General features: G+C 42.0%; 33 protein-coding genes. 13 read left to right on the forward strand and 20 right to left on the reverse strand.

The annotated features are described in order from the left end of the window. Positions 1-251: 251 nt before the first annotated feature. Both AM228_RS08165 and AM228_RS08170 read left to right on the forward strand, forming a co-directional pair. On the forward strand, positions 252-557 hold the full coding sequence (locus tag AM228_RS08165) for a carbon dioxide-concentrating mechanism protein CcmK (protein WP_054465640.1): 306 nt from the start codon (positions 252-254) through the stop codon (positions 555-557). A gap of 172 nt (positions 558-729) precedes the next feature. After that, positions 730-1089 carry a carbon dioxide-concentrating mechanism protein CcmK gene (locus tag AM228_RS08170; RefSeq protein ID WP_054465641.1) on the forward strand — a complete coding sequence of 120 codons (360 nt, stop codon included), beginning with the start codon at positions 730-732 and terminating at the stop codon, positions 1087-1089. Positions 1090-1361: 272 nt separating this feature from the next. Here the strand turns inward: AM228_RS08170 and AM228_RS08180 are convergent, their stop codons facing one another. After that, positions 1362-1940 carry an RDD family protein gene (locus tag AM228_RS08180; RefSeq protein WP_054465643.1) on the reverse strand — a complete coding sequence of 193 codons (579 nt, stop codon included), beginning with the start codon at positions 1938-1940 and terminating at the stop codon, positions 1362-1364. A 379-nt stretch (positions 1941-2319) separates the two neighbouring features. On the opposite strand from AM228_RS08180, the gene AM228_RS08185 reads away from it, so the two are divergent. The 3 genes from AM228_RS08185 to yhdJ all read left to right on the forward strand — a co-directional run bounded on the left by AM228_RS08185 (position 2320) and on the right by yhdJ (position 4497). Then, on the forward strand, positions 2320-3363 hold the full coding sequence (locus AM228_RS08185; RefSeq protein ID WP_054465644.1) for a succinate dehydrogenase/fumarate reductase iron-sulfur subunit: 1044 nt from the start codon (positions 2320-2322) through the stop codon (positions 3361-3363). 28 nt (positions 3364-3391) lie between these two features. Further along, positions 3392-3583, forward strand: a complete 192-nt coding sequence (locus tag AM228_RS08190) for a chlorophyll a/b-binding protein (RefSeq protein WP_054465645.1) — start codon at positions 3392-3394, stop codon at positions 3581-3583. Positions 3584-3708: 125 nt separating this feature from the next. Then, positions 3709-4497 (forward strand): adenine-specific DNA-methyltransferase, encoded by a 789-nt coding sequence (yhdJ, locus tag AM228_RS08195; protein ID WP_054465646.1) that lies wholly within the window; start codon positions 3709-3711, stop codon positions 4495-4497. 384 nt (positions 4498-4881) lie between these two features. On the opposite strand, the gene AM228_RS08200 is transcribed toward yhdJ, so the two are convergent. Further along, positions 4882-5226, reverse strand: a complete 345-nt coding sequence (locus AM228_RS08200) for a hypothetical protein (RefSeq protein ID WP_054465647.1) — start codon at positions 5224-5226, stop codon at positions 4882-4884. A 117-nt stretch (positions 5227-5343) separates the two neighbouring features. Continuing rightward, positions 5344-7542, reverse strand: a complete 2199-nt coding sequence (locus tag AM228_RS08205) for a DEAD/DEAH box helicase (RefSeq protein WP_054465648.1) — start codon at positions 7540-7542, stop codon at positions 5344-5346. 142 nt (positions 7543-7684) lie between these two features. Between AM228_RS08205 and AM228_RS32125 the strand changes: the two genes are divergently transcribed. Beyond that, a complete protein-coding gene (locus AM228_RS32125) occupies positions 7685-7843 on the forward strand; it encodes a hypothetical protein (protein WP_156331628.1) in 159 nt (52 codons plus the stop codon). A 235-nt stretch (positions 7844-8078) separates the two neighbouring features. Beyond that, on the forward strand, positions 8079-8621 hold the full coding sequence (locus AM228_RS08210; RefSeq protein ID WP_054465649.1) for a hypothetical protein: 543 nt from the start codon (positions 8079-8081) through the stop codon (positions 8619-8621). A 22-nt stretch (positions 8622-8643) separates the two neighbouring features. On the opposite strand, the gene AM228_RS08215 is transcribed toward AM228_RS08210, so the two are convergent. The 14 genes from AM228_RS08215 to AM228_RS37120 all read right to left on the reverse strand — a co-directional run bounded on the left by AM228_RS08215 (position 8644) and on the right by AM228_RS37120 (position 18372). Next, positions 8644-9864 carry a DNA cytosine methyltransferase gene (locus AM228_RS08215; protein WP_054465650.1) on the reverse strand — a complete coding sequence of 407 codons (1221 nt, stop codon included), beginning with the start codon at positions 9862-9864 and terminating at the stop codon, positions 8644-8646. A gap of 155 nt (positions 9865-10019) precedes the next feature. Continuing rightward, positions 10020-10322 carry a hypothetical protein gene (locus tag AM228_RS36695; RefSeq protein WP_313890571.1) on the reverse strand — a complete coding sequence of 101 codons (303 nt, stop codon included), beginning with the start codon at positions 10320-10322 and terminating at the stop codon, positions 10020-10022. Between the two features lie 64 nt (positions 10323-10386). Beyond that, entirely contained in the window at positions 10387-11097 is a 711-nt protein-coding gene (locus AM228_RS08220; RefSeq protein WP_313890572.1) for a hypothetical protein, read from the reverse strand. Positions 11098-11372: 275 nt separating this feature from the next. Beyond that, positions 11373-14033, reverse strand: a complete 2661-nt coding sequence (locus tag AM228_RS08225; protein ID WP_054465651.1) for an AAA family ATPase — start codon at positions 14031-14033, stop codon at positions 11373-11375. A 151-nt stretch (positions 14034-14184) separates the two neighbouring features. Then, complete coding sequence (locus tag AM228_RS08230; protein WP_369817695.1) at positions 14185-14493, reverse strand: type II toxin-antitoxin system VapC family toxin; 309 nt, start codon at positions 14491-14493, stop codon at positions 14185-14187. A gap of 80 nt (positions 14494-14573) precedes the next feature. Next, entirely contained in the window at positions 14574-15026 is a 453-nt protein-coding gene (locus tag AM228_RS30780; RefSeq protein ID WP_054465652.1) for a DUF2281 domain-containing protein, read from the reverse strand. A 94-nt stretch (positions 15027-15120) separates the two neighbouring features. Next, on the reverse strand, positions 15121-15360 hold the full coding sequence (locus tag AM228_RS08240; RefSeq protein WP_054465653.1) for a hypothetical protein: 240 nt from the start codon (positions 15358-15360) through the stop codon (positions 15121-15123). Between the two features lie 95 nt (positions 15361-15455). Further along, entirely contained in the window at positions 15456-16286 is an 831-nt protein-coding gene (locus AM228_RS08245; protein WP_054465654.1) for a tetratricopeptide repeat protein, read from the reverse strand. Between the two features lie 141 nt (positions 16287-16427). Beyond that, entirely contained in the window at positions 16428-16667 is a 240-nt protein-coding gene (locus AM228_RS35030) for a hypothetical protein (protein ID WP_231636703.1), read from the reverse strand. Between the two features lie 110 nt (positions 16668-16777). After that, the gene (locus AM228_RS08250) at positions 16778-17074 is read right to left on the reverse strand and encodes a chromate transporter (RefSeq protein WP_231636704.1); all 297 of its coding nucleotides are present in this window, start codon (positions 17072-17074) and stop codon (positions 16778-16780) included. 222 nt (positions 17075-17296) lie between these two features. Then, the gene (locus AM228_RS08255) at positions 17297-17488 is read right to left on the reverse strand and encodes a hypothetical protein (RefSeq protein WP_231636705.1); all 192 of its coding nucleotides are present in this window, start codon (positions 17486-17488) and stop codon (positions 17297-17299) included. Positions 17489-17586: 98 nt separating this feature from the next. Continuing rightward, positions 17587-17928 (reverse strand): type II toxin-antitoxin system PemK/MazF family toxin, encoded by a 342-nt coding sequence (locus tag AM228_RS08260; RefSeq protein ID WP_054465656.1) that lies wholly within the window; start codon positions 17926-17928, stop codon positions 17587-17589. Next, complete coding sequence (locus AM228_RS08265; protein ID WP_054465657.1) at positions 17921-18112, reverse strand: hypothetical protein; 192 nt, start codon at positions 18110-18112, stop codon at positions 17921-17923. The genes AM228_RS08260 and AM228_RS08265 overlap by 8 nt, the downstream gene beginning before the upstream one ends. Before the next feature lie 86 nt (positions 18113-18198). Next, on the reverse strand, positions 18199-18372 hold the full coding sequence (locus AM228_RS37120; protein ID WP_375339731.1) for a hypothetical protein: 174 nt from the start codon (positions 18370-18372) through the stop codon (positions 18199-18201). Here AM228_RS37120 and AM228_RS32130 point away from each other — a divergent pair. Genes AM228_RS32130 through AM228_RS08275 form a run of 3 tightly spaced genes read left to right on the forward strand, consistent with a single transcriptional unit; the run spans position 18290 to position 19083 of the window. Further along, positions 18290-18514, forward strand: a complete 225-nt coding sequence (locus AM228_RS32130; protein ID WP_156331629.1) for a hypothetical protein — start codon at positions 18290-18292, stop codon at positions 18512-18514. The genes AM228_RS37120 and AM228_RS32130 overlap by 83 nt on opposite strands. 52 nt (positions 18515-18566) lie before the next feature. After that, entirely contained in the window at positions 18567-18779 is a 213-nt protein-coding gene (locus tag AM228_RS08270; RefSeq protein WP_017303248.1) for a type II toxin-antitoxin system VapB family antitoxin, read from the forward strand. Then, entirely contained in the window at positions 18766-19083 is a 318-nt protein-coding gene (locus AM228_RS08275) for a PIN domain-containing protein (protein WP_231636706.1), read from the forward strand. The genes AM228_RS08270 and AM228_RS08275 overlap by 14 nt, the downstream gene beginning before the upstream one ends. A 137-nt stretch (positions 19084-19220) precedes the next feature. Here the strand turns inward: AM228_RS08275 and AM228_RS08280 are convergent, their stop codons facing one another. After that, entirely contained in the window at positions 19221-19673 is a 453-nt protein-coding gene (locus tag AM228_RS08280) for a hypothetical protein (protein ID WP_054465658.1), read from the reverse strand. Between the two features lie 38 nt (positions 19674-19711). On the opposite strand from AM228_RS08280, the gene AM228_RS08285 reads away from it, so the two are divergent. Next, a complete protein-coding gene (locus AM228_RS08285; RefSeq protein WP_054465659.1) occupies positions 19712-19945 on the forward strand; it encodes a helix-turn-helix domain-containing protein in 234 nt (77 codons plus the stop codon). Beyond that, positions 19938-20831 (forward strand): BglI family type II restriction endonuclease, encoded by an 894-nt coding sequence (locus AM228_RS08290; RefSeq protein WP_054465660.1) that lies wholly within the window; start codon positions 19938-19940, stop codon positions 20829-20831. Before AM228_RS08285 ends, AM228_RS08290 begins: the two co-directional genes overlap by 8 nt. Here the strand turns inward: AM228_RS08290 and AM228_RS08295 are convergent. Together AM228_RS08295 and AM228_RS32135 are read right to left on the reverse strand one after the other, a co-directional pair. Next, positions 20828-21727 (reverse strand): site-specific DNA-methyltransferase, encoded by a 900-nt coding sequence (locus AM228_RS08295; protein ID WP_231636707.1) that lies wholly within the window; start codon positions 21725-21727, stop codon positions 20828-20830. The two genes, AM228_RS08290 and AM228_RS08295, sit on opposite strands and share 4 nt — an antisense overlap. A gap of 354 nt (positions 21728-22081) precedes the next feature. Then, on the reverse strand, positions 22082-22225 hold the full coding sequence (locus AM228_RS32135) for a hypothetical protein (protein ID WP_156331630.1): 144 nt from the start codon (positions 22223-22225) through the stop codon (positions 22082-22084). Between the two features lie 54 nt (positions 22226-22279). On the opposite strand from AM228_RS32135, the gene AM228_RS08300 reads away from it, so the two are divergent. Then, positions 22280-25237, forward strand: coding sequence for a DNA phosphorothioation-associated putative methyltransferase (locus AM228_RS08300; RefSeq protein WP_072160718.1), 2958 nt, complete (start codon positions 22280-22282; stop codon positions 25235-25237). Positions 25238-25258: the final 21 nt, after the last annotated feature.

Here is a 25258-nt window from a genome sequence, read left to right on the forward strand (position 1 = left end):
TTTAAAACAAGAAAATTACTGATTGTCAATTAATATTCAAAAGGGTTCAATCCGTCATGGTTGAGCCCTTTTAATCTTATTGGTCATTGGTGTGGCCCGTACCCTTCCCGTTGCCCGTTCCCCTAACCAATAACCAACAACCAATAAATATAAGATTTTTTCTCAGCTTGATCTGGAAAATTCACATTGCCTCGTACAATTAACTTGGCGGATTGCATGAATATATTGCATGAATATTAGGAGGCTACTGGATGCCAATTGCCGTTGGAGTGATTCAAACCGATGGGTTTCCCCCTGTTTTGGCCGCCGCCGATGCGATGGTTAAAGCCGGGCGAGTCACCTTAGTGTATTATGGCCTAGCGGAAAAAGCCCAGTTTCTGGTGGCAATTCGCGGCCCTGTTTCCGAAGTGAAGGTGGCGATGGACGCTGGAATTGAAGCCGGGAATAAGGTTGGTCCTGACAAGGTACTGACTCATTATATTGTTCCCAATCCCCCAGAAAATATCGTGTCGGTTTTGCCGATTGACTATACGCCTAAGAGTGAACCATTCCGATGATGGGGCAAAATTACGATCGCGATCGTCCTCATCATCCTCATCATCCTCATCGGTGATTTCCTAGAAAATTTTTATCCGTGCGATTGCTACTTCATGTTTTGATAAAAAAAGCAGCGATTAGTTCGTACAATTATTCGTTGGCAACAAGTTCATTGAGTCAGGAGATTTAAAAATGTCCCCACAACAAGCAGTTGGCTCCCTTGAAACGAAAGGGTTTCCCGGTGTTTTAGCGGCAGCCGACGCAATGGTAAAAGCAGGGCGTGTAACCCTGGTCGGTTATCTGCGTTGCGGTTCCGCTCGTTTTATGGTGGTGATCCGAGGAGATGTCTCCGAAGTGAAAACGGCTATGGATGCGGGAATTGCCGCCGCAGAAAATACTTTTGGTTCCGCCTTGGAAAGTTGGGTGATTATTCCCCGTCCCCATGAAAACGTGGTGGCAGTTTTACCGATCGACTTTAGTGCGGATGTGCAAGTGTTCCGGGATGCGGTGGAAGGCATCACAATTCCAGGAAGACCCAGTAATCGGCCTTAGTTTAATTGATTGAGATTACTTTAACTGAGTTAGACTGGGGTGCCAGTAATAGAAACAATTAGCTTTCTTTGCAGATTCATGGCATTGGGAGCATTGCGATTATATCAAGATACCCGTAGGGGCGAAGCATTCGCGGATCTATCTCCACTACAAACCTTGCATTTGTCTACGCGAATGCTTCGCCTCTGCTCCCAGAGAATTTTGGGATATCGATCCCCAGGGCGGGATCTTGGCATCTTTGCCGACAAAGTTAACCGATATTTTTTTGCCAGTTAGTCGTTGCGATTTGAGCGACTCTGGGAAATTTGTTCTAGCCACCTTTGACCTAGGCGATACCATCGTTTTACTTTCAGATCCAAGGAGTAACCACGACGAGTGGCGCAGACGAAAGTCCCGGCAATGCGATCGTGGAATGCTTGCTTGGCAAAGGGATCGGTGTTGACTAGGCTACAGTCGATCGCTAGGGGTAATAAGAGGAATAATCCAATTCCGGATCCGGGGCGAATGTATTCTAAACCGATATAGACTAGAAGCACTTCGATGCCCATTAAGCCTTCTCGTTTAAATAAGTCCACCAGTTCTGGGACTCGGCCAAAACGAGTATCGACTACTTTCATGTCCAAAGCCCAGCGACCTAAGCTTTGGCCTTGATTCATGGTGACTAGAATGATTCGCATTCCTAGCCAGAGGAGCAAAAATAATAAGGCTTCATCAATACCGACTCCCGGTTCACTGCTGGAGGTGGCGAGGGAACTGACTAGGGACACCGCCCAGTAGTCAATGAATAAGGCAGCCCCTCGCCGCCATATCTGAACTTTTGGCAAACGGGCGATCGCTCGGTCATTATCCATAAAATATCCGCTGATCCGGTGAAGGGCGATTGCTAGTCGCTGGGAACCCCAAAAAATTTTTGAACTGAAGTCCGCGACTCAAATTCCTATTGTATGACAGGGATTCTGATGAAGCAACCGCTATATTTGACTATATTTTAATTTTAAATTTGTTTACCTTCGCCGATTTATGGGCGGCGGCTGATGATTTTTTGTTTTGGACGGAAATCGGTTTTACACTAAGAAGTGGTGAAGGCTAGATCTTTTCCAGGAATTCGTGAGGTGGCGCGATTCTAAGAAGCGGCTTCTGAAAGGGAATCGAGATTGCGCCCCTCGGCGAAGGAAAAAATAGACTGGTTGAGGTTTCGCCCGATCCATTGATTTCAATACATAGAAAGCCATGCTAGTCCTGTTTAAGGTCATTCGGCAAAATCAAAACTCCGCCCCCAGAGTTCAGAGTTACACTCTCGACGTGCAACCGGGCAATACCATTCTCGACTGTCTTAATCGGATCAAATGGGAGCAAGATGGCACCCTGGCGTTCCGAAAGAATTGTCGCAATACGATTTGCGGCAGTTGTGGCATGAGGATTAATGGTCGTCCTGCCCTTGCTTGTAAAGAAAATATTGGCGCTGAACTGGAAAGACTGCAAAATATTGCCATTGCCGAGCAAAGTGCCAGGGAAAATGGAACATCTGTGAGTTCCCCCAGTATTCCAGAAATTACGATCACACCAATGGGCAATATGCCCGTGATTAAGGATCTGGTGGTGGATATGACCAGTTTCTGGAATAATCTCGAAGCGGTGGAGCCTTATGTGAGTACGAAGGCGCGTCTGGTGCCAGAACGGGAGTTCCTCCAAACTCCCGAAGAACGCGATCGCCTCAATGATATGGGTAACTGTATTCTTTGTGGTGCTTGTTATTCTGACTGCAATGCCAGAGAGGTGAATCCCAATTTTGTTGGGCCCCATGCTTTGGCGAAAGCTTACCGAATGGTGGCGGATAACCGGGATGCCAAGACCGAAGAGCGCTTAGAAACTTATGATAATTTAGAAAGCGGGATTTGGGCTTGCACCCGTTGCTTTAATTGCAATTCTGCTTGTCCAATGGAAGTGTCTCCCCTGGATCAAATTAGCAAAATTAAAGGGGAAATTCTGGCTCGCAAGGATGCCAGCGCCAGTCGGCCCGTGCGTCACCGCAAAGTGTTGTTAGAACTGGTGAAGCAAGGGGGTTGGGTGGATGAACGGAAGTTTGCGGTGATGGTGATTGGTAACTATTTCCGGGATGTGAAAGGTTTACTGAGTCTGGGACCCGTGGGGTTACGCATGGTGACAAACCGGAAGTTTCCCTTGACTTTTGAACCGTCCGCAGGCACCGAAGAAGTGCGATCGCTGATTTCATCAGTCCAAGAATTAGAATCAAAATCCGATCCAAAAGTTTAGGACGCATTAGGAAACATTAGGAAACATTATGAGTTCAGAAAAACCCTCTAAACCAGCGATCGAAACTGAAGAGTCGGCGATCGAACCAGATCCTGCCTTTGGTTGGAATCTCTATGCCGAACGCATCAATGGCCGATTTGCCATGATTGGGTTTGTCGCACTATTGGTCTTAGAATTCTTCACTCACCAGGATTTCTTTACCTGGGTTGGGTTGCGCTAATTCCGCAGAAAACACCCAGAAACCCGATTTCTTCAAGAAACTTCAAAAAACCCGGTTTCTTTAATAAACCGGGTTTCTGAATATTTTATCTGGTAATCGGTTATAAATTGCTTCAGATTACAATCATGTTTCAACGATATGAATCCAGCGGGCAGATCATATATCATGGTGAGGCTACCCAGATATTAGCACAAGAAATTCCCTCAGAATCTATTGACCTAATTTTTATCGATCCTCCTTATAATATCGGCAAACAATTTGCTAATTTTGCTGACAAATGGGCATCGGAAGCAGATTATTTAGAATGGGCTTATCAGTGGCTTGATCAATCCATTCGGGTCTTAAAGCCGAACGGCACTTTATATCTGATGGCAAGTACCCAAGCCATGCCCTATTTTGACCTTTATTTGAGAAAAAAATTAACCATTCTCAGTCGCATCGTTTGGCATTATGATAGTTCGGGAGTTCAGGCCAAAAAATATTTTGGTTCTATGTATGAACCCATCCTGCATTGCGTGAAAAATAAGCAGGACTATGTTTTTAATGGGGATGCGATTAAGGTAGAAGCAAAAACCGGGGCAAAACGCAAGTTAATTGACTATAGAAAAGCGATTCCCACTCCTTATAATAGCGAAAAAGTTCCGGGCAATGTGTGGAATTTTCCTCGCGTCCGCTATCGCATGGCTGAGTATGAAAATCACCCATCCCAAAAGCCAGAATCTTTACTAGAAAGAATTATTTTAGCCAGCAGCAATGAAGGGGATTTGATTCTCGATCCCTTTGCCGGGACTTTTACCACTGCTGCTGTAGGGAAGCGTTTAGGACGCCGTTCGATTAGTATCGAGTCTCAGGAGGAATATTTAAAGATTGGTTTAAGACGGGTTTTCGAGGTAGATACAACCCCGGTTTTTTGAAGGAATTACAGAAACCCGGTTTTTTGAAGAAACCGGTTTCTTTTTCAATTTCAGGAGATAGAAAGGGGTCGCGCCGATCCAGTTATTTATTGACAAATTCACACAAGCCAATGTGAGTTATTCCGGTAAAGAGAATCTCCACGGTAATGAGCCTCCTTCGTCGGTTCCATACCACTTGGGAAACATAATTTTTGGGCTTTGCGTGATATCAAAGTAAGTTAAGCCGTGTACTTTGTTGTGATAATACAGAGTCATCACCATTAAACCCGCTACAGCCTTTAAAGTATGTCTTAAGTTAGCTTTAGCGAAGTTCTTATCCAGATTATGCTTAACATCATTGTAAGCATCCCACCAGTCTACTGCTGGAATTTTAGGTTCTATGCTTTATTTTTGCCAATTTTCCCAAGGTTTTAAATTTAATGAATATTGTGTAATTTCAATCTCAACCTGTTTAAACAGGGGATACTTTGGCACTATTATTTGATAATAATCATTAATACTTGGGCGCTTCGGAATTGAATGAGAGCCTGTTGGGAGAAGATTATTTTCAGCTAAATAAGTACAAATTAATTTAGCCACACTATCTATTTCCGCGCAGCTAGTCATCAAAATTTTCGCAAATTCAATCGAGTAAGTGGAATAGTTTTGTTGAGACAACTCTACATATCTTGTAGTTTCCCATAATTCACGTTCGATCGCAAAAAAATAGTTCCAGTGCGGATAACTCATGGTTCGTGTTCCTATTTATTTTAAGTTGACATTCCAATTTATAATCAGCGATATCTAGGGAATAGATGCTTTACAGAAAAAAACAAAAACACCGCATCCCTAGAAAATCATCGGGGGCTAATTTTCGTCCTCCTCACCCCGATTTATTTTGAGCTTTCCTTTGTAGGTAAAGGTAAAAGTATCTCCACTCGTGATAACTTTTCGCATTTCGTCGTAAAGATCGTAATTGCCAATACCGCTCAAACAAGCCCAACCCCGCGATCGGGTTAAACCAACAAACAACTGATTGCGTAAATTTGGATCCTGTTCATTTTTGGCCACATTATCTAAGCCAACCACATACACCATATTCGCTTCATTACCTTTGGCTCGGTGAATCCGAGAAATGGTAACTCCTCCTTCTTGCCAAAAGCGATCGGGGTCATTTTGAGGATACTGTGGCTTGAGTTGGTTAAGTTTGATAGCTGTGGGAATATAGATGTTTATGTCTTCATCCATTAAAAAACTAGCTACCTGAGTTTCTAAATCCATTGCTTCAAAAACAGAGCCTAAAACAACCACTAAAATATCCCGGCTAGGCTTCAATCCGTCATAACTGAGGTTATGCTTGATTTTGGCAGCTAATGCTTCTAATTCTTCGGCACGAGAATCGTAAGTTTCAAACTCTAAAACTGGTTCTTCCCAAAGTTTGGGAATAGGATTGGGTGAATTTTCTGGAGGGCGATTAAGCGTAACTTTTTGGCCAACTGGATTAAAGCTACCTTGTTTAATTTCATAGCCGATCGCCTGCCAACTTTCTTTATTGGTAAGTCCTGCCAGCATTCCTTGAGGCCGAAGCAACCCCATCCCAATTGCGTGGGCAGCGGTAAGAATTGGCCCAGGCGTTCGGTAGCAGCGTTTCATCACTTCGCTTTTTTTAATATCTCCTTTATATCTTCCTGTCACCAGCTTAGTCAGATTATCTCCAAACAGTTCCTTAGCCGTGGGAATTTTCAGACTATCTAAACTTTGCGCCTCATCGTAAGCCCAAATTAAACGTCTTTGTTCCTCGTCAGGCTTTTCCGGATCGATGGGGCGCAAAGCCTGGTAAGCCATCCAGTAAATCGCCTGCTTATATTCCCCATCTTCTTGATATTTCAGATCCTCTTCAGTGACTAAATCTTGCCCTTCATCAATGAGGATGGCATCAAACATGGGTTGAATTTCTTGATCGTTCAACAATTGTCCACAAATATCTGCGAGTTTTTCATTAGGATTGCCGCGATTGCTGTCTCTAACCCCAAGGGGTGTGATTCCATTTGCTTGACAAATTGTTCGATAAAGACCGGCACGGTCTCTAGCACCCCAAGCATGAAGCACTTTTAGTTTTTTTTGTACCGTGGCATCGTAAGAAACATCGCCATTGCTAAAACGGCGCAACCATCGATTTACTAAGTCTTCGATTTGGTCGTATAGCGCACGAGTGAAAAAGACTAGGGCAATATCCCAATCGGGATGTTTCAAGTGCATATGAGCAGCTTTTTGACACAAAAGTACAGTTTTTCCCGATCCAGCAATGCCACGAATTCGTTGCACCCCTGGGGGAATTTGTTTGCCGATTTCTTCTTGTTGCAAATCTAATTCATAGAGCCGTTCTTGCAAGGTTGCCACAATACTCGATCGCGTTTTGCCGTTGCTAGAAACGATTGGTCGAGGAGGCTTACGCAGCACTGGAGTACCACCAATAACGGCTTTAAGAGTTTGCCACTTTTCCTCATCGAGGTCTTCTCCGGCAACCAAGGGAGTTGCCTGTTTAATACGTTCGAGAAGGGTGGATTTTCCTAACTGATTTTGGAAGAGAATCGGCGGACATCCTGGTAATTGATCGAACCCTTTCTGCTGCCACTGTTCTTGAGTAATCAACGGCAAGGCAACGATCGCTAGTCCAGTAACTTTGCGAAATAATACCGATTCGCGATCGCAGTATCCTAACAAGGCTTGTAACTGACGATTTCCTCGTTCCGCTGAACTTCCCGCGATCGAATCCCTGTTGGTCAATTCCCACTGTTCGCCATTAACCGCCACAATTTGATCGATACTCACGCAAGCGATTTCAATAATAATCACCCCAATTTCTTGGTCGCCAATGAGAATATCTGGCTCTTTACGCACTTCCCCCACTTTCGCGAACAGAGGATAGCGCCAGTATCCAATACATTCGCGATCGGCAAAAGCAGTTTTTACTGCATCCCAAACCTTTTCCTCGCAATTTTTAGCACTTTCTCGAATCGGTTCAGTGTTGATAAACTTTTTTGATTTTTTGTCATTAACTGGCATAATAGTTTATTCCTGTTGTACTCTAGAGAATTTCTCATAATCTGAGGGAGGGATATCCAATTAAACCTTCTTACCAATCAATTTGAATAAAACTGCAAATCAGCTAATTTAAAGGTTTTTATCAAGGTGAGGTAGAAAGTTTGTGGATTCGGTGCCTGATACGAACATGACAAATGACAGTGGGATTGTTTTCTGGTCTGCTTGCTTGTTTGTTTTCCAGATATTTTATATCTACAAAGCTTTTTCTGATGGGAATAATACTCACTCCTTTATGACTGATTTTTGTGCGATCGCGATCTGAGTGGGTTTGATCGCCTTTGAAGATCAACCCAAAAGGTAAGCTTACGTCGCCCACATCAGCCCATGATTAGGAGTCATTTCAGTGCCAACCAGACTGTTAGCCCCATAGTGTCTGTCACATATTAGTGTTAAAAGGCAACTTTACATAGTTTATACTAATTAGTTACTAAATTTTCCTAAAACCAATCAGGAATTGTGTTAGGATTACATCAGGAATTTTAGGAGGGCAGCTACCGATGGGATCCAAGCAGGAGCCATTTGCTGAGGCAGCGAAGCACTGGGATCTGGAAACGCTATACGCAGACCTGGCATCAGTCAAGGGTAAGCGTTTGACCCCCGTAGAGAAATTACATCTGCGGGGGTTGCTTTGTGGTCATAGTCCGGCGGAAATTGCGGAAAAGTTGGATAAGGATGCGAAGGGGGTGCAAACTGACCTCTGCGCTACCCTCTATAAGTATGTGAAAAGCCTGCTGGATAAATCTGATTCCAAGTTGGAAAGTTGGAGAAGTGTCACCGACTGGCTGGAACAAGCGGGATATCGCAGCGAATTGTCCCCTCCGTTTTCTGTGAGTGCTTCGGCTCCAGAAAATACCGTGGTTAATATCACTAATATGAGAATTGATGAGAACAATCAAATAACAATCGGCATTAATCTGCAAATTACGGTGCCGTTACCGTCAGATTTATTAAAAGATAACCCATTAAAAGATAACCCATTAAAAGATAACCCATTAAAAGATAACCCAGACCGGAATGGCGATCGCGCAAATCAGACTTAATTCATACCAGAAACCCGGTTTCTTAAAGAAACCGGGTTTCTTTTTTCCCAGCGTGGGCGATCGCGCTAAATTCCTTGACCTTCAACTCCTCTGGAAAACGATTATTTTCTAACGGAGCATTTATCCCCACCAATAAACTATACACACAATCGGCAATTTTTGCCGCTAATAAAGGCGGGACTGCATTGCCAATTTGTTTGGCAATTTCTATTTTGCTACCGCAAAATACAAAGTGGTCTGGAAATGATTGTAATCTCGCTGCTTCACGATGGGTGATCGGTCGATGTTGTTCTGGATGTAAGTAACGTCCTTTTTCAGGTTTAAAGAATTCAGTTCTGATAGTGACGCTCGGTTTATCCCACCACAAACGACCAAATAAATCAGTCCCACCGGATTTTTTTCTCAACCAACATTCTGGGGTTAATTCTGGGGCAAGACGTTGTAAGTCAAAGCGGTTCATTCCTTCTTTAGGAATGGCTTGGTAACGGGCTAAACTCAAGGGAGTTGGGTTTCGGCCAAAGTGCAAATTTAATGGTGGGGGAAATTTGTTAATTTCTGTGCTTTCTGGGGCAGGTAAATCAGCGATCGCATCCCTGACCGTTTGCCAATATTTCGGTTTACTCACATAGCCATTATCGCAATCAAACAGGGAAAATAAAACTCTTTCTGCTGGATTATAGTGAGTTTTTAGTGGCGGAAAAAAATGCGCTGGATCTGTAAAACGACAACCAATAATAAAAGCTCTATATCGCAACTGCGGCACTCCAAAATCTGCGGCACATAATTTTTGCCAAGCAAGTTTAAATCCCCTATCATTTGCCTCACGCATTATTTGTTCGTGTTCCCAAGACCCCAATAATTCCGGCACATTTTCCATGAGAAATGTGTCAGCATTTGCCCGCTCGACCACTTCCATAAATGGTCGCCATAGTTCTTTTCTTTCGTCAGTTTTGCGCTTTTTATTGAGCAAGCTAAATCCTTGGCAAGGAGGGCCACAGATCACTACATCGGCTTTGGGAATCTGCATTTTTGAATGATTCAAGATATCAACGATATCACCTAAGACACAATGGTTGCCAAAGTTAGCGTTATAGGTAGCAACGGCACTTTTATTATTGTCATTTGCCCAAACAGGTTGAAACTTATCCCTTAAATTAGGGTTGTGAGTGAACCCCAGGGTAAAGCCTCCTGCCCCGGAAAATAGGTCAATGATTCGGTAGCGACAAGTCTGGTTAATTGCCATTAGTTTCAGCGATATAGGTTAATTCGTGATTACATTTTATTTTAGCTTTCCGGCGATTTTTTTTCAATTTATGTCATAAGATTATCTATATTTATTCGATATGCCTAAAAAAAGAAACCCGGTTTCGTAGGAGTTACCGGGTTTCTAGCGCACAATTAATTAGTTTGTTCAGGATTTTCTGCGGCTAATTCAGATAGCTGCTGATGCATAAACTCTTGAAATTCTCCTAAAGAGGCGATCGTAATTGCCCGCTTATGCAGAATTTTTAGCACTCCCTCATTGTTGATTTGATTAATCGTCTCTACCAAAGACTCTGGCACCGAATCAAATCGAGTTTCCAGAATTTCTATTACAGATTCTCGACCCTTTTCTAGAATTCCTTCTTGCCGTCCTTCGGCCAATCCTTCTTGGCGTCCTTTTGCGATCGCAAAGCGTTCCAGGGGAGTAATGTAAGGCATTTTCGTATCCTCCTCATAATTTGTCATTTCTAAGGTGAAAGATTGCTCCACAGAAACCGGGTTTTTATCCAGCTAGTCTGTTTCGGCATGAGCATCTATTAAAAAACCCGGTTTCTTTAGTCATCATCCAGTTAATTAGGCGAAATAGTTCTAGGATATCTTGACGGCTATAACCTCTTTGATAAAGGCTTTTTGCTACCGTCAGTTTCCATTGTAAACGCCCTTCTGGATTTCGGTGAGTCGCTTGAGTTTTTAAATGTGCCATCACCATCACCGCAAAGGGATTGGTACTCGACTCTAGCATTGACCACTGCGATTCATAATCTAACAATTTCACTACCGGAAACTGTAAGCCCATTTGACTATCCCAGATTTTATACTGATAGGTATTGGGTCGCCAAGAAGGGCGCTCGTCTGCTAAGATGACTAAGGTAGCAACCGGCAGCCGATAGCGGTCAAAAATCCGATAATTGTAGATGAACATTCTTTCGGCAAAGTCCGATTCATATTGACTTTGGATTTCAATATGCACCAAGATTAAGGTTTCTTTGCCGTCTCGCAGCCAAACTTTTACCAGTTGATCTGCCAGACGTTTTCCTAGTTCCGCATCACGGACTATTTGTTGAAATTCTTTGTCCAGAAATTCATAGCCTTTGTCCCAATCAATGTCTGCGTAAGCTTGAGGAAAAAAGAAGGCAATGAATTGTTCAAAGTATAAGTCCAACGCTTCTTTCCAAGGACTATCATATTCCGCCGTTGCCAGAGAATTATTCATAAATATTAAATCGAAAATTGTCTTTGATATATTTTATAATATATTGAATCTGTTTCGGGTAAATACAATAGTATTTTTATTTAATTTTTTGATTAAAATATAATTACAAAATCACAAATTTTTTCGGTTTTTTGTAAAATTTTAAAAAAATTATACAAAGCCACCGTAGGGACACGGCATTGCCGTGTCCTTGCAGCATTGCTATTTTATAAAATAGTTGTTAAATTGTATAAATTGTCTCTGGGCTTTGGTTCGTTACACTCCGCTTCGCTGCGTTAACGCACCCTACCAACTGGAATATCTTCTAAGCCAAAAGTCATCATAGCTTCGCCGGTGAGATGTTCTCGCAACATTCGGCTTTTTTGCCGTTTTACCATTTTTTCATAGAAGTTGCGGACATCTCGACCATTGCCAAAATTATGGCCTCGATTTTGATACATTTCCATAAATATTTTTTGCAGGGCTTGGGAGACTTCTGGGGGACAAATGCGCTGGGCATTTTCGCAGAAACCGAGAAAGATTTGATGCAGTTCTTCGCCATTATAATCAGGGAATTTGATTTGATCAGCCAAACGAGATTCTAGACCAGAATTGGCTTTTAAAAATTGCGCCATTTCGCGAGAGTATCCTGCGAGAATGACGACGAGGCGATCGCGCTGATTTTCCATCATTGGTACTAAAGTATCAATGGCTTCTCGACCAAAATCATTGCCAGAATCACAGCGAGAAAGGGCATAAGCTTCATCAATAAATAACACTCCATCTAAAGCTTTTGCGATCGCCTCTGTGGTTTTTTGGGCAGTTTGTCCCACATAACCTGCGACTAAATCAGCGCGAGTGACTTCCACAAATTGTCCTTTGCGTAAGATGCCCAAAGCTTTAAAAATTCGCCCCAATAATCGGGCAACGGTAGTTTTTCCCGTCCCCGGATTGCCGGTAAATAATAAGTGTCTAGTTTCCGGTTCATCATCAACGGTTAAACCTGCTTCTCTTAGCCTTTGATTGGCTAATTCGGTTTCGACAATTTCCCGAATTACTGCTTTAACAGAGTATAATCCGGTGAGTCGGTCAAGTTCTTGTAATAATTCCTCAATGCTATCTTGATTTTTTTGTCCTTGGCTGGCGATTTGTTGATAATTTTCCGGTAAATCTATGGGTTTAAATGGTTCAGTTAAGGGGTCAAGGTTTTGGCTGATGACTCGGACAGACCGCCGTTCATCTATTTGATGAAAGAGATTTTCTACTAAGCCCGCATTGCCAAAACTGCGATCGCGATCAAGGTAAAGTTGGGTAAATAGATTATTCAGAGCATTTTCTAACTCTGAAGCGAGAGAAACTTGCACCCGGTTGACCCGTTGGCGGAAAATTTCTAACAACTCCTGGGGGGTGTAATCTTCAAAGATAATTTCTGTGGCTAACCGTCGCCTTAAACCAGGATTAGAGTTCAAAAATTCATCCATTTCTTGCGGATATCCCGCTACAATTACCGCAAGGCGATCGCGGTCATCTTCCATGCGTTTGACCAGGGTATCAATGGCTTCTTGCCCAAAGTCATTGTTTCCCCCTTGGGAGAGGGCATAAGCTTCATCAATAAATAATACTCCATCCATTGCGCGATCGATGATTTCATTGGTTTGAATATTGGTTTGTCCCACATATCCTGCGACTAAATCTCGTCCCCCAATTTCTATCACATGACCCCGTTGTAATAATCCTAAATCGCGATAAATTTCCCCAATTAATCGGGCAACGGTGGTTTTCCCCGTTCCGGGATTACCTTTAAAAATTAGATGCAAGCGTAAGGGTTCGGAGATTTGCCCTTGTTGGCGGCGTTGTTGCTGAATTTGTAGCGATCGCATTCTGCGTTGAATGGCTGATTTAACTCCAGGCAAACCCACCATTGCTTCTAACCGTTCTAAGGCAGGGCGATCGCTCACATCCGCACTTAACCAATGGTGTTTTTTAGCAGTTTCTAGGGAAATTTCTTCACAGTCCGAGAAGCGATCGTACCAATAATTTAACGGGCGATTTTCCGCCGCAATCCAAATAGGTAATTGGGCGCGATCGCCCCAGTTAACTGCCTTGCGGTATTTGAGGCGAAAATAATCTTGTAATGCCCGAATTTCGGTGGCATTGGGGGCAGCCAACCGGACAATATTAAATACCTGGCTGCCGGTTTGGTTTCTATTTTCAGCATAATTTGCCAAAAATGTCAAGCCTATTTGTTGACAAAAATACTGTAATTTGCTGCGGGTTTCGTGATGAAAAATTAAGATACAAATATTGCGATTATTGGGGGGTAAACGAGACCATTCAACGAAGCGACCAAATAGTTCGCGACGGTTGTCAAAGTGGGCTAAGTCTTCCGCATTAGAAAAGATAATCGCTGAAGGTTGTTTTGTGTCTTGAATAACGCTTTCCAAATAGGAGATAATTTGGGTATCTTGGAGGCGTGATGCTCCCCCCGTACTCCCCTTAAAAAGGGGGGAGTTATGGGTTACGGTATTTCCTGGGGAGGGCGGCGCTGCATTCGGGGCGTCAATTATTGGTTTTGAATCAGAGATGGTTTGCCCAAATGCAACGCCCCTACCTTCATTTTTTTTGCCTAAAAGACGGCGTTTTTTGCCCAGGGGTCCTGGGGTGACTTGCATGGTTTTTTCTGGGTTTTCGGTAGGGGTAGATTTTTGATTGGGGGAAGATGGGATGCGAGTGCGATCGCGGGATTCCGCATCGAGAAAATAAAGCTTTTTTACCCCAGAATAAAATAGGATACGCTGATAATTTTGGCTTTTAAGATATTGATGGATAACTTGCTCAATATCTTGTAACAAAAGCTTTGCATTGCAGAATGTGTCGCTAGTGTTGGTTCCGTAAAGCACTAAGAAGCGATCGCCTGCTTTTAAGTTTAATCCTGATGTAACTCTGGCAACAGTCATTATTCTATATATTGTTTCTAGGTGAGATGTAAATAATCAATACGTTGCGTTACGGATCACGTTCAAATTTCGTGGATATCCGATAAATTTTGAATGCCTAATAGACCCTAACATAGTCAACAGTCACTATTATGTAGAATCGCACATTAATTTATATTTTACCATAATCGTTAGAATAAGCATCAAAAGCAGAATCAGCACTCAGAATAGGGATTTCCTCAACCATTGCCTGGGCAATCAGTATGCGATCGAACGGGTCACGATGATGAAAAGGGAGAGTAGCTACCACAAAACTATGGCGTAGTTGAATATCCAAAATTTCAAAATCGTTGATACTTATTTGCCATAATATAAATATCTCAAATGGCAGATTAAAACTCAGTTTTCCGGTACTATGCTTAATCCCCATTTCCCAGATAATAGCTATACTGAGTAGCTTTTCGTTTTGATCATCTTCAATTAATTTTTTTTACCTGTGACTAAGTTTTGGGTTATCAATAACAAACCAAATAAAGGTATGAGTATCTAATAAAAATCTCATTACATATACTCCTGAAAATCTGCGATCTGTTCATCAAAATCATCAGATAATGTCACCATACCTTTGGCACTACCCGCTTTAGACCGACGAGGCTCCTTGGGTAACATAGACACTATTTTGATTACAGCAAATTCATTATTTAAAACTAAAGTTTCTGGTAAAATTATCAACACTTCTTCGCCAGCGATCGCCTGAGCGAATAAGTGAGTTAGCGGATTCATAAAGTTATCACCGTTATTCTCAATAAAAAAAACGGGTAGCAAAACGATACCTTTAGCATTATCAAACTGAAAATAACCGACAGAATTATGTAAACTATTTGGTAGTATCCGCACCAGTTTTAGCAGAGGCTGATTATCATGTGTCATCACCACTTCTTCTTCATCTTTACTAACCACTGCTACCAAGTGATTTAACTGATTTAGCGCTTCATTTATCTCGATTAGTAACATATTTTTCACCTCTAAGCTAGGGATTATTTTTTTACATTAAGTGATTAATGCAGGAATAACAGGAAATCCTCATAAACATAATAATTGCTGCATTTCACTGGCTTTGATTATTACCCAGTTGCTCTTGGATAAAAACCCAAACAACTTGGGGCAATCCCTTAATCTGATCCACCAAAACTTGTGGCCCGATGCCAAAACCTAACTGCAACACCAGCACGATCGCCGCAATCAGAATCGCCGTTTTTACCGTAGTTTTGACAATATTGATCAGTAAAGTAAAGACTAACCAAGAAACCAATAAAGCTGCAATCAACAAAACAATTTGGACGACCATTTATTTAACACCTATTGACAAATAATTTTTGATTTTCTATTATCTGTAGAGACGCCAGATTATAATATCGCGTCTCCACTTCGGTTAATTATCCGTTAATTTCTTTGCATTTGTAGCAATTGTATTCGAGTCATTGCTCGTTGATAAAGTTCAGGATTTTGCTGTTGCCTAAAGATTTCCGCCGCTTGTTGGAAATCTCGCATCGCATTGGCGCGATCGCCCTGTAATGCGAAAACACTGCCTCGATTATAATAAGCCGCACCATTACTAGGGTCACGGCCTAAAGCTTGATTTAAATCATTCAAAGCCCGATTAAAATCTTTTAATGCGGCATAAGCTGCGCTGCGACCAATATAAGCTTGGACATAGTTATTATTCAGTTTCAAAGCACGGCTGTAATCATCGATCGCCGCTTCGTGATTTCCTTGGGCTGACTGAGCACTTGCCCGACCAATATAAGCGGGAACAAAGCCAGCATCGAGGCGTAACGCTTGGCTATAATCGGCGATCGCGGCTTGCTGATTTCCTTGGGCTGACAACAGATTAGCCCTCGCTTGATACCCTTGCACATAATTAGGATTCAACTGTAGGGCTTGGCTAAAATCTTCAATTGCCCCGCGTACATCTCCTTGACGATATCGTTGTAAACCTCGGTTGACAAAATCTGCCTCGTTTCTTTGAGCAATAATTTGGGCAATAATTTGTGGCGTAGATTGGGCTAAAACCACTGCGGGCATCCCCATAAAAGCCGTGGTGAGGCTGAAAATTGCCACATTCTCCCATATCCGTTTCATCCCTTTACCTCCTGTTTGCACTTCTAGACTTCTATGATAGCGATCGCCTAAACAAACTGCAAGAAGCGGTTCAACCTGCTGTAAAATAAGTAAAATTAAGTTGAACCCAAGCAATAATCGAAGGTACGGCATAACTTAAAATTAGAGCAGAAATATATATTTTTCCATTGGGAAGATTATAAACTGCTAAAAGCTGATATTTGTTATTATAATACCCTATATGCCATGATGTTATTTTGTGGATAGCAACTAGATGGTAACGTTAAAATATTATTACTGATTATTATTGGTTGCCGATAATGTTTTAGTAACTAACCCAGTGATATTAATTAATCTTCTATATTTAAATATTTTCACAGGCGATGATTGATTATAAGGCATCCAACCTGGGTAGTAAGTGAAATCGCTATTTTCAGTAGTCGCTAAACCTAAATTTGTTTGGGTGGTGGCAACAGTAGTTCCTCCCGTACCGCCATTGGCGATCGCAATGATCAACAGTTCCCGATACTTCACTGCTTTTTCCCCAAGCGCCACAATGCGGTAAAAATCACCGCTAAAACTGCCGATTTGATGCCATATAAAAACTGATAAACTGCGGGTAAGGCGCCAAATTTGACATATCCCTATGCCAAAACTGCCATGATTAATACAGCCGGGAACACAAAACAAGTTCCGGCGACAATTAATCCTAAACCACCGGCATATATATAGCCAACATGAATCGCCATTTCTGTCGAATTTGATCCAGGAATTAAGTTGGTGGCACCTACCAGATCCAGAAATTGTTCTTGGGTTAACCATTGCCGTCGATGAACTACTTCATCTTCCATCATGGCAATATGTGCCGCTGGGCCGCCAAATCCAATAATGCCGAGTTTGAGAAATACTTGTGCGAGTTCTAAGAGTTTAGAGAGGTTCATTTGATTCTTATTTCAAGGGCGATCGCCTGTTGTTCTGTAGTCGGCAAATCATCTTTTTGAGAAGTTTTTCAGCTAGAGTATTCATTACCAAAAATCAGGTTTTAAGGTCAATTCTAATTTTATTTCAAGTTTGGGACTTGGCGTGGGGTTCAGAAACCGGGTTTCTAGCAAAATCTCTGATTTGTAGCAGAAACTCTGGCAGAAACTCGGTTTCTTGAATCCTCAAATCTCCTCTAACCAAGTTTCAATGGCAGATAATAGATTAGATTGATTCGGCGGAAAACCTTTTAACGAGGCTTCTAGGCTAGTTACCCCAGTTTTTGGCAAAAGGCGATTCTCCTGGGTCAACGCTTCGCGATCGCTTCTGGGGTGGGTTGGGTCGGGGTGGAAATTCGCCCCCGAAGAGGATGGCACGGTGGGGGAGGAGGTGGGGCGCGTTTTAGGGTTTTGAGGTGGCGATCGCATTTCCGGCGGGGTGGCGGGTTCCGGGGGGTTTTCCTCTGCGAGAGAGGCTATGTTTTGGGTTCAGTATCCGTGCTTTCTAAGCCTAACCATAAGCGTAAAATTGTTTCAATTTGTGACAACTGCTCTGGATCTAATTCACCTAATTTTTTCAGAAGTTTTGCATGAGGAATGGTAATCAGGTTTTGTACGTCGAAAACTCCGGGCTTGAGAAACCGGGTTTTCATCTCAACTTCAAAACGTGAACCTCTAGGACTGGTGGTGTGCGGAATCAATGTTGTTAATGCTCTATCCTGCATGAGGGCAGGAATACTCACCACAAGACAGGGCCTAACCTTGGCGGTGTAACCTAAATCCACAAGCCAGACTTCTCCCCGGTTAGGACTACCCATGATCTGCCTCTTGCTCATCTAAGGCTAAAAACAGTTCTTCTGCATTGAGGACTAAATCCTCATCGGTCAAAGGGGGAACGTCAAAATTGATAACGCGCTTGAGTATTTCTGCTGCGATCGCCTGTTGTTCTGTAGTCGGCAAATCATCAAAGTTTTTGAGAATTTCTTGAGCTAGGGTATTCATAACAGTTCAGTCCGCTTCGTTACCCAAAATCAGGTTTTAAGGTCAATTCCAATTTTATCCTAAGTTTCAGGGAGAACCCCAGTTACTTAAATCTCCTCTAACCAGGTTTCGATCGCCGATATCAGATTAGGTTGATTCGGCGGAAAGCCTTTTAACGGGGCTTCTAGGGGTGCGTCCGTGAGGAAGGCTACAGCGATTACCCCGGTCAGTTTTTGGCAAAAGGCGATCGCTTCTGGGGTGGGTTTGGTAGGGGTGGAAATTCGCCCCCGAAGAGGATGGCACCGTGGGGGAGGAGGTGGGGCGCGTTTTAGGGTTTTGAGGTGGCGATCGCATTTCGGCGGGGTCTTCCTCGGGACAAGTGATTTCCCAAATCAGGGGGACATTGAGTCAGAAAAATGTTAATATAAGTAAATCTGTACGACAATAAATCTGAACATAAAATCAACCACTAGCGATGAAAAAGTCCATCGAACTCAATGAAGAATTGGTGAAAGAAGGATTGCGCTTAACCAATATTCAGACAGAACAAGAATTAATTAACTTTGCTTTATCCGAATTAGTCAAAAACCGCAAAAAACGAAATTTACTCGATTTGAGCGGACAGATTCAATTCTCAACAGATTACGACTATAAAGCCTTACGGTTAAACCGAAATGTTTTTGATTGATACATCAGTTTGGATTGCTGTTTTCCGAGACAAGACGGGTACGGTTCGTCAATCTTTATCAGAAATTATTAAGGATCAACCCATTTTGTTGAGCCGATCTACTCAAATGGAACTGTTGCAAGGTTGCCGAGATGAACGTGAGTGGAGGTTATTAGAAACCTATCTGCAAGACCAAGACTATATCGAATCCACTCCTCATACTTGGGTCGCGGCTGCCCGAATTTATTACGATTTACAACGACAGGGATTAACGGTTAGAAGTAGTATTGATTGTTGTATTGCTCAACTGGCGATCGCACATTAGTTGATCTTAATTCATAATGACCGTGATTTTGAGACAATTGCAACCGTAACCAGCCTTAATAGGTTACGCTTTCGACCTGACAATAATTAATTATCAAGTCTCCTCTAACCCTATTCTAACCTAAAAAATGCCAGTCCTCAAATCTCCTCTAACCAGGTTTCAATGGCAGATAAAAGATTAGATTGATTCGGCGGAAAGCCTTTTAACGGGGCTTCTAGGGGTGCGTCCGTGAGGAAGGCTACGGCTACGGTGTCGGTCAGTTTACGGCAAAAGGCGATGAGTTCTGGGGTGGGATGTTCGCAGTTGGTCAGCAGGATGGCTAGTTTGGGTGGGCTGAGGGTGAATTTCAGTTCGTCTAGTTCACCGCAGAGGTCAGCAGGGGTGCTGGGTTTGGGATAGGGTTGATTGGGCAGGGCTTGTTTCCAAATCAGTCTGCACAGGGTTTTGGCGATTTCACTGGGGGCGGTTTCGTCCGCGAGAGGGTGGGCGTTGAGGCAATAAATGGGCAGGTGTTGCAGGGATTCGCAGGTGAGCGTTTTTGCTATATATAGTCTGTAGATATAAAAGTCGCATCTGGGTAAAGTAACCATAAAAGAAACAGCTAAATATAAAATTTCAGCTATCTTGGATGGCCAAGCAATTTTCTGGACTTAATCAACTTGTTGCATCAAATTTAAAAAGGCTAAGAAAAAAATTGGGAATCTCCCAAGAAGATTTCGCGGAAAAATGTGGTTTGCATCGAACTTATATTGGTGCGATCGAAAGAAGTGAACGCAATATTACTTTACAGACTCTGGATAAAATTGCCGAAAGTTTAGGTGTTTCCCCACAGGATTTACTCAAAGATAACTCAGATGTTTAATAAATTTAGAAATTCACAATACTCTATTTACAAGAGAGCCAGAAAATACTTTATACAAAACTATAATCAACTGATCGATATTGAGAAGTTTGTATCGATAAAATTTTATGAAATAGTTAACAATAATCTTCAACAGATAGTCAGTGATTTCAATGAGGCCAGCAATCTTTATCCGTTTTGGCAAAACTATCCACCGGACGACAGAGGTAGATCCCCCATAGGCGATCAGTATCCCTGGATAGAAGTTGGTGAACACACTATTGGATACAAATTACCAAGACTTTTAGAACCTTATTTTCGTATTCGAGATATTGGTTTACCTAGTGGTTCTGATCTGAGGCTAGTTCTTACGCATTCAGAAATTAATAAACTTACAAATAGTTTTACAGATACTTGTTGGTTATTTCTGGATATTAAGTCGGTTGGACCTAGAGACGATCAAAACCATGCTGTAATGTCACCAAATCAGATTTCCGGCAGTGGTAGATGGGATTCTGCGGATAGTGGTGTTGTTAATGATGTGATAGTTGCAAAGGGTAAACGAAAAAGTCAAGCTTTTTATTGTAGCATTCCTCCAATTTATATTCTCAGCGATGGAACGATGATCCCAGTTATCATACTGATCGTCAAACCTGTATACAGAATGTTATCCCTTGAAGAAAATTCAAAAGATGGAGGACAACCACTGGGGAGAATTAGCTTGGCAACAGTTCCCAATGGACTCCTCTTGCAAGAAAATCCCAACTATTTACAGCAATATCCTAATTTGTTCTTCCCAGGGAAAGATGATCGAAGCACAAATTATCTAAAAAAGCGTTGTAGAATTAGTTTTGACGTTTTAAAATCTATAGACAATTGGAGATTTAAAGAAATTGTTTTACCCTAAGCAAGATTTAGCTGTAGCTGCACAGGTTTTAGCGTTTTTATGCGATCTTCCGCTAACTTAACATACGCAGATTCTTTTTCTATGCCTATGTATAAACGATTCGTTTTAATGGCAGCTACAGCAGTGGTGCCACTCCCCATAAATGGATCGATTACCAAATCACCTTCTGAACTGAACAAGCGAATTATGCGTGTGGCTAATTCCTCTGGAAATTTTGCTTCATGATCGTCATTGTTTCTAACACTATTGATGTGCCAAACTCCCCTTGACCCCCAATCTTTCCACTCTTGTTCAGAAAGCTTTCTTCTATCAATCACATACTCACCTGGTTTCCAATATATATATATATCTTCATACTCACTGACTGCCTTTAGTGTGTTGTTTGTCCACTGACTATTTGCCCATGCGGGATCTTTTAACCAAACTCGTTTGTCATACAAATAAATTCCTACATCTTGAGCATACTTTTCCAGGTAATGACCTACTAGCTTCACTCTCGTCTGAGTCTGGTGTTTGCCACCGCGAATATTGTTTCCGTTTAATCTTCTGTCAATGGTTTGTTCACTACAGCCTAGCAAGTTTGCTAACTGATAACGATTATAATTAGGATATTTGTTGATAGCTTCTATTACCATATCTCTTGTTACTTGGCATTTTTGTCTAGAAATATTTAGGGCTTGTATTTTAGGCATATTTTCATCTTTAAAACATAAAATATCTGCAATATTTATCACCATAAAACCTCCTGGTTTTAAAATTAAATGATGGTTATATATGACTTTTTTTAGCATAATTTGCCAAGATTCAAATGTTTCATTTTTTTCATATTTTTTGCCCACAAAGTATGGAGGAGACCATAAACTAAGAGCGACACTATCAGGCTCAATTTCAAGCATTTTCTGCTCCGATCTCCCGTAATAAATTGCATTGGGTGTTAGATATTGCATATTTTTATGTCCCGTCATCGCTTAAATGCTATAGAAAATCATTATTGTTGTCAAGTTTTTTGTTCGGGTGTGAGTCCGGTCATATCAATAGTTTAAGTCATTTTTAGCTGGGGGCTAGGGTTTGCCGGTATTTTAGCTGAGTCAGAAACCGGGTTTCTTTTCAAATCTCTGCAAGGCAATCAAAAGAGCCGCATAAACCCCGTTTTTTGGCGGTAACTAAGAAACCGGGTTTTTTAATTTAAGTTTGGGTTAGTAGCAAAAATTATCGCCGTAACCCGGTTTCTGGTCGGGGAATCGGATATATTACTTAAAATACTTGGTATTCCCATCGATCGCATCTAAGTAGGTGAACATAATTAATTGCACTTTTCGTTCCCCACCGATAGACTGTGGATTCCCGCATTCGCGGGAATGACAGTTTTTCTTCTCATGGGGTCTACGGTGCATTTATTTCTGCTCGTAAACTTATCACAGTCATCTATCACACCCATTCATTGCCCTATGGTTGCCCCAAATTCCTCACCCCTACCTCGTCCTCTGGGTTTAGCGGTTGCCGGGGGACTGTTGCCCCCAGAAACCCCAATTCTCGATTATGCTACTGCCGAATTACGTCATCCAGCAGATATCGTCTATTTTGGTTATCTGCTGAATTCCTTAAATTCTGCCGCAAAACGCCAAAAAGCTTTGGTCAATGCGTGGCAATTAACCCAGGATATTTTAATTGTTGCCGCTGAAGTCATGTTAAAAGAACGCGGGGAAAAATATCTGGCTTACGGTGGGGAAAAACCCCGCGAACTTAACCCAAATTATCATTACTATCAGCCCGTAGAACTGAAACATTATATTGAACAAACCCTAGGGGTTGAAGCCACTCCTTTATCCCTAGGAGTTTATGCGGTATTTAGAAATAGCGATCGCCGAGAAATATTCTCCCAGTCTGTTTGGCGATCGCCTCTCACTCCTCCCAAAATAAAACCGGGAATTTCCGGCTTTAAAGACCATGCAGAAATACTCCAACCCTTAATTGATTTTTACTTAAACCGGGGACGATTACCCCTCAGCCAAGAATTGCCCACAGAACCAGCCTTAATTAATCAATTTGGCAGTATAACCGATGCTTTTGCCGCTATTTTAGCCGCCACCGATGCCTCGGACTGGCAAAAAATTACCAGCCAACGCAGCCAAGACTTATTAATTTATCTGGCCAGCGACTTTCTCATCAAAGAAAAAGCCGATGAAAAAGCCGATAATCTGCCGATTAAACTGGTGGCAAAACTCACCAATTACCCCAGATTAATCGCTAATGATATTATTACATTTTTTCTCGACTTTGACAAGGCCATAGCGGAAATTAATCAACTGATTCACGATTTAAAAGAACCGCGATCGCTTATCAATGCTTGCCAAACCAGTGGATTAGGCAAAATAGGCAAAAAATTACCCACTGCCTTATATATTCATACTACCGCCCTGCATCAACTTAACCCGATTTTGCGACTTTATGAAGCCCAATTGCGGCGGCAAATTGGCCAAATTGATGGGGCAACTTTAATCAAATTTCACTTAGATGAACCGAAAATATCTTACTTATTTTATCCCGACTTTGACACCGACCCGCATCCGCCCTTAAAAGCCAGCTTGCAAGTAAATTTACCGGATTTTGCTCTAACTTATTTAGATTATCAAGCCATTGAAAACCCGCCCATTTTGCATCGCAAAGAAACCTTTGTCACTCCAGACTATCCCCTGTATCGAGTATTTGCCCAACTCACCAAACAAGAAGAAAGATTAGGATTACTTAGTAGTCCCAAAATTGGCACCCAAAAAGGTTGGCAGCGGTGCTTACAAACTTATGGGGTGAAAATATCCGGTCATCAGGTAATACATTGCCCGGAAATAAAAGATACTTTACCCAGTATTATTCCCAAAATTGAACGGCATCGGGCGGCTATTGTGCGCCGTGACTTTTCTCGACCGATGCGATTAGCATTAGACGCGGGAATATTCACCCCAAAAACCACATTTTTTGATTATGGTTGTGGTTATGGTGGGGATATTGAACGCATCCAAGCGCAAGGCTATTTTAGTCAGGGTTGGGATCCGTATTATCGCCCCGATAATGCTTTTATTTCAGCGGATGTAGTAAACTTAGGTTATGTAATTAATGTGATTGAAGACCCCGCAGAACGGAGAGAAGCTTTAATCAATGCGTGGCAGTTGACCCAAAAGGTTTTAATTGTTTCTTCTTTGGTGTTAATTGACGATCGCGAACGGGGTCAGGTGGTCTATGGAGATGGGGTGATTACTCGTCGGAATACTTTCCAAAAATATTATGAGCAAGAAGAGTTAAAATTTTATATTGAACAAGTGCTAAATGCGGAAGCAATTCCCGCAGCTTTGGGGATTTATTTTGTGTTTCGTGACCCAGAAATGGCGCAACGAATTCGCGCTTATCGGTTTCGCAGTCGCACCACTACTCCGCGAATTTCTGCCTATTTGCGAAAGTTTGCGGACTATCAAGAAATGTTGCAACCTTTGATGGCTTTTGTGAGCGATCGCGGTAGGTTGCCAGTCAAAGGAGAGTTGCCAGAAGAAGCAGAAATTCTGGGAGTTTTTGGCACCCTACGGCGGGCATTTCAAATCATTATTCAAGCGACCAATTCAGCGGAATGGGATGCGATCGCGGAAAAACGCCGCAAAGATTTATTAACCTATTTAGCGGTAAGTAATTTTGGCAAAACCCAGAAATTTAATCAGTTTAATCCAGAAATTCAGGATGATATTAAATACTTCTTCGTATCTTATGCCAATGCTAAGGCGATCGCCGAACATATCATCTATAGTTTAAATGATATCAACCTAGTGCGTCAATGTTGCCAAAATAGTCAACTTGGCTATATTTCGGGCAATGGTTTTTATGTTCATATTAGTGCGATCGAGCAGTTAGAACCATTGCTGAGAATTTATGAAGGATTAGTCAGTCGGGTAATTGGTCGCATGGATGAAGCAACGGTGGTTAAATTTCATCTACATAGTTCCAAAATATCCTACTTATTTTATCCAGACTTTGACGAAAATCCTCATCCTATTTTACACCGACGGATGAAAATTAATTTAAAAAATTTAGAAGTGACTCACTATGATTATGAACATTTACCAAACCCTCTGATTCTAACGCGGAAAGATCGGTTAGTTTCCGCTGATTATCCCCTGTATGAGAAATTTAGATCCCTAACTCAACAAGAGGAAAACCGGGGACTGTTAGAGAATTCTGATCTAATGTATAAACGCCAACATTGGCAGAATATTCTGGAAAAAAATTGTGCGGAAATTCGCAAACATCGGGTATATTGGCGTCAAGATGCTGACCCGTATCAGGTGAAACTTTTAAAATCTCAGCAAAAAGCAAGGCAGCGAAAAAATCAGTCAATGAAATCAATAGAAAATAAAATTGACTGAGGGCGAAGCATTGGCGTATAT

The sequence above is a fragment of the Planktothricoides sp. SR001 genome (genome assembly GCF_001276715.1).
GTDB lineage: Bacteria > Cyanobacteriota > Cyanobacteriia > Cyanobacteriales > Laspinemataceae > Planktothricoides > Planktothricoides raciborskii.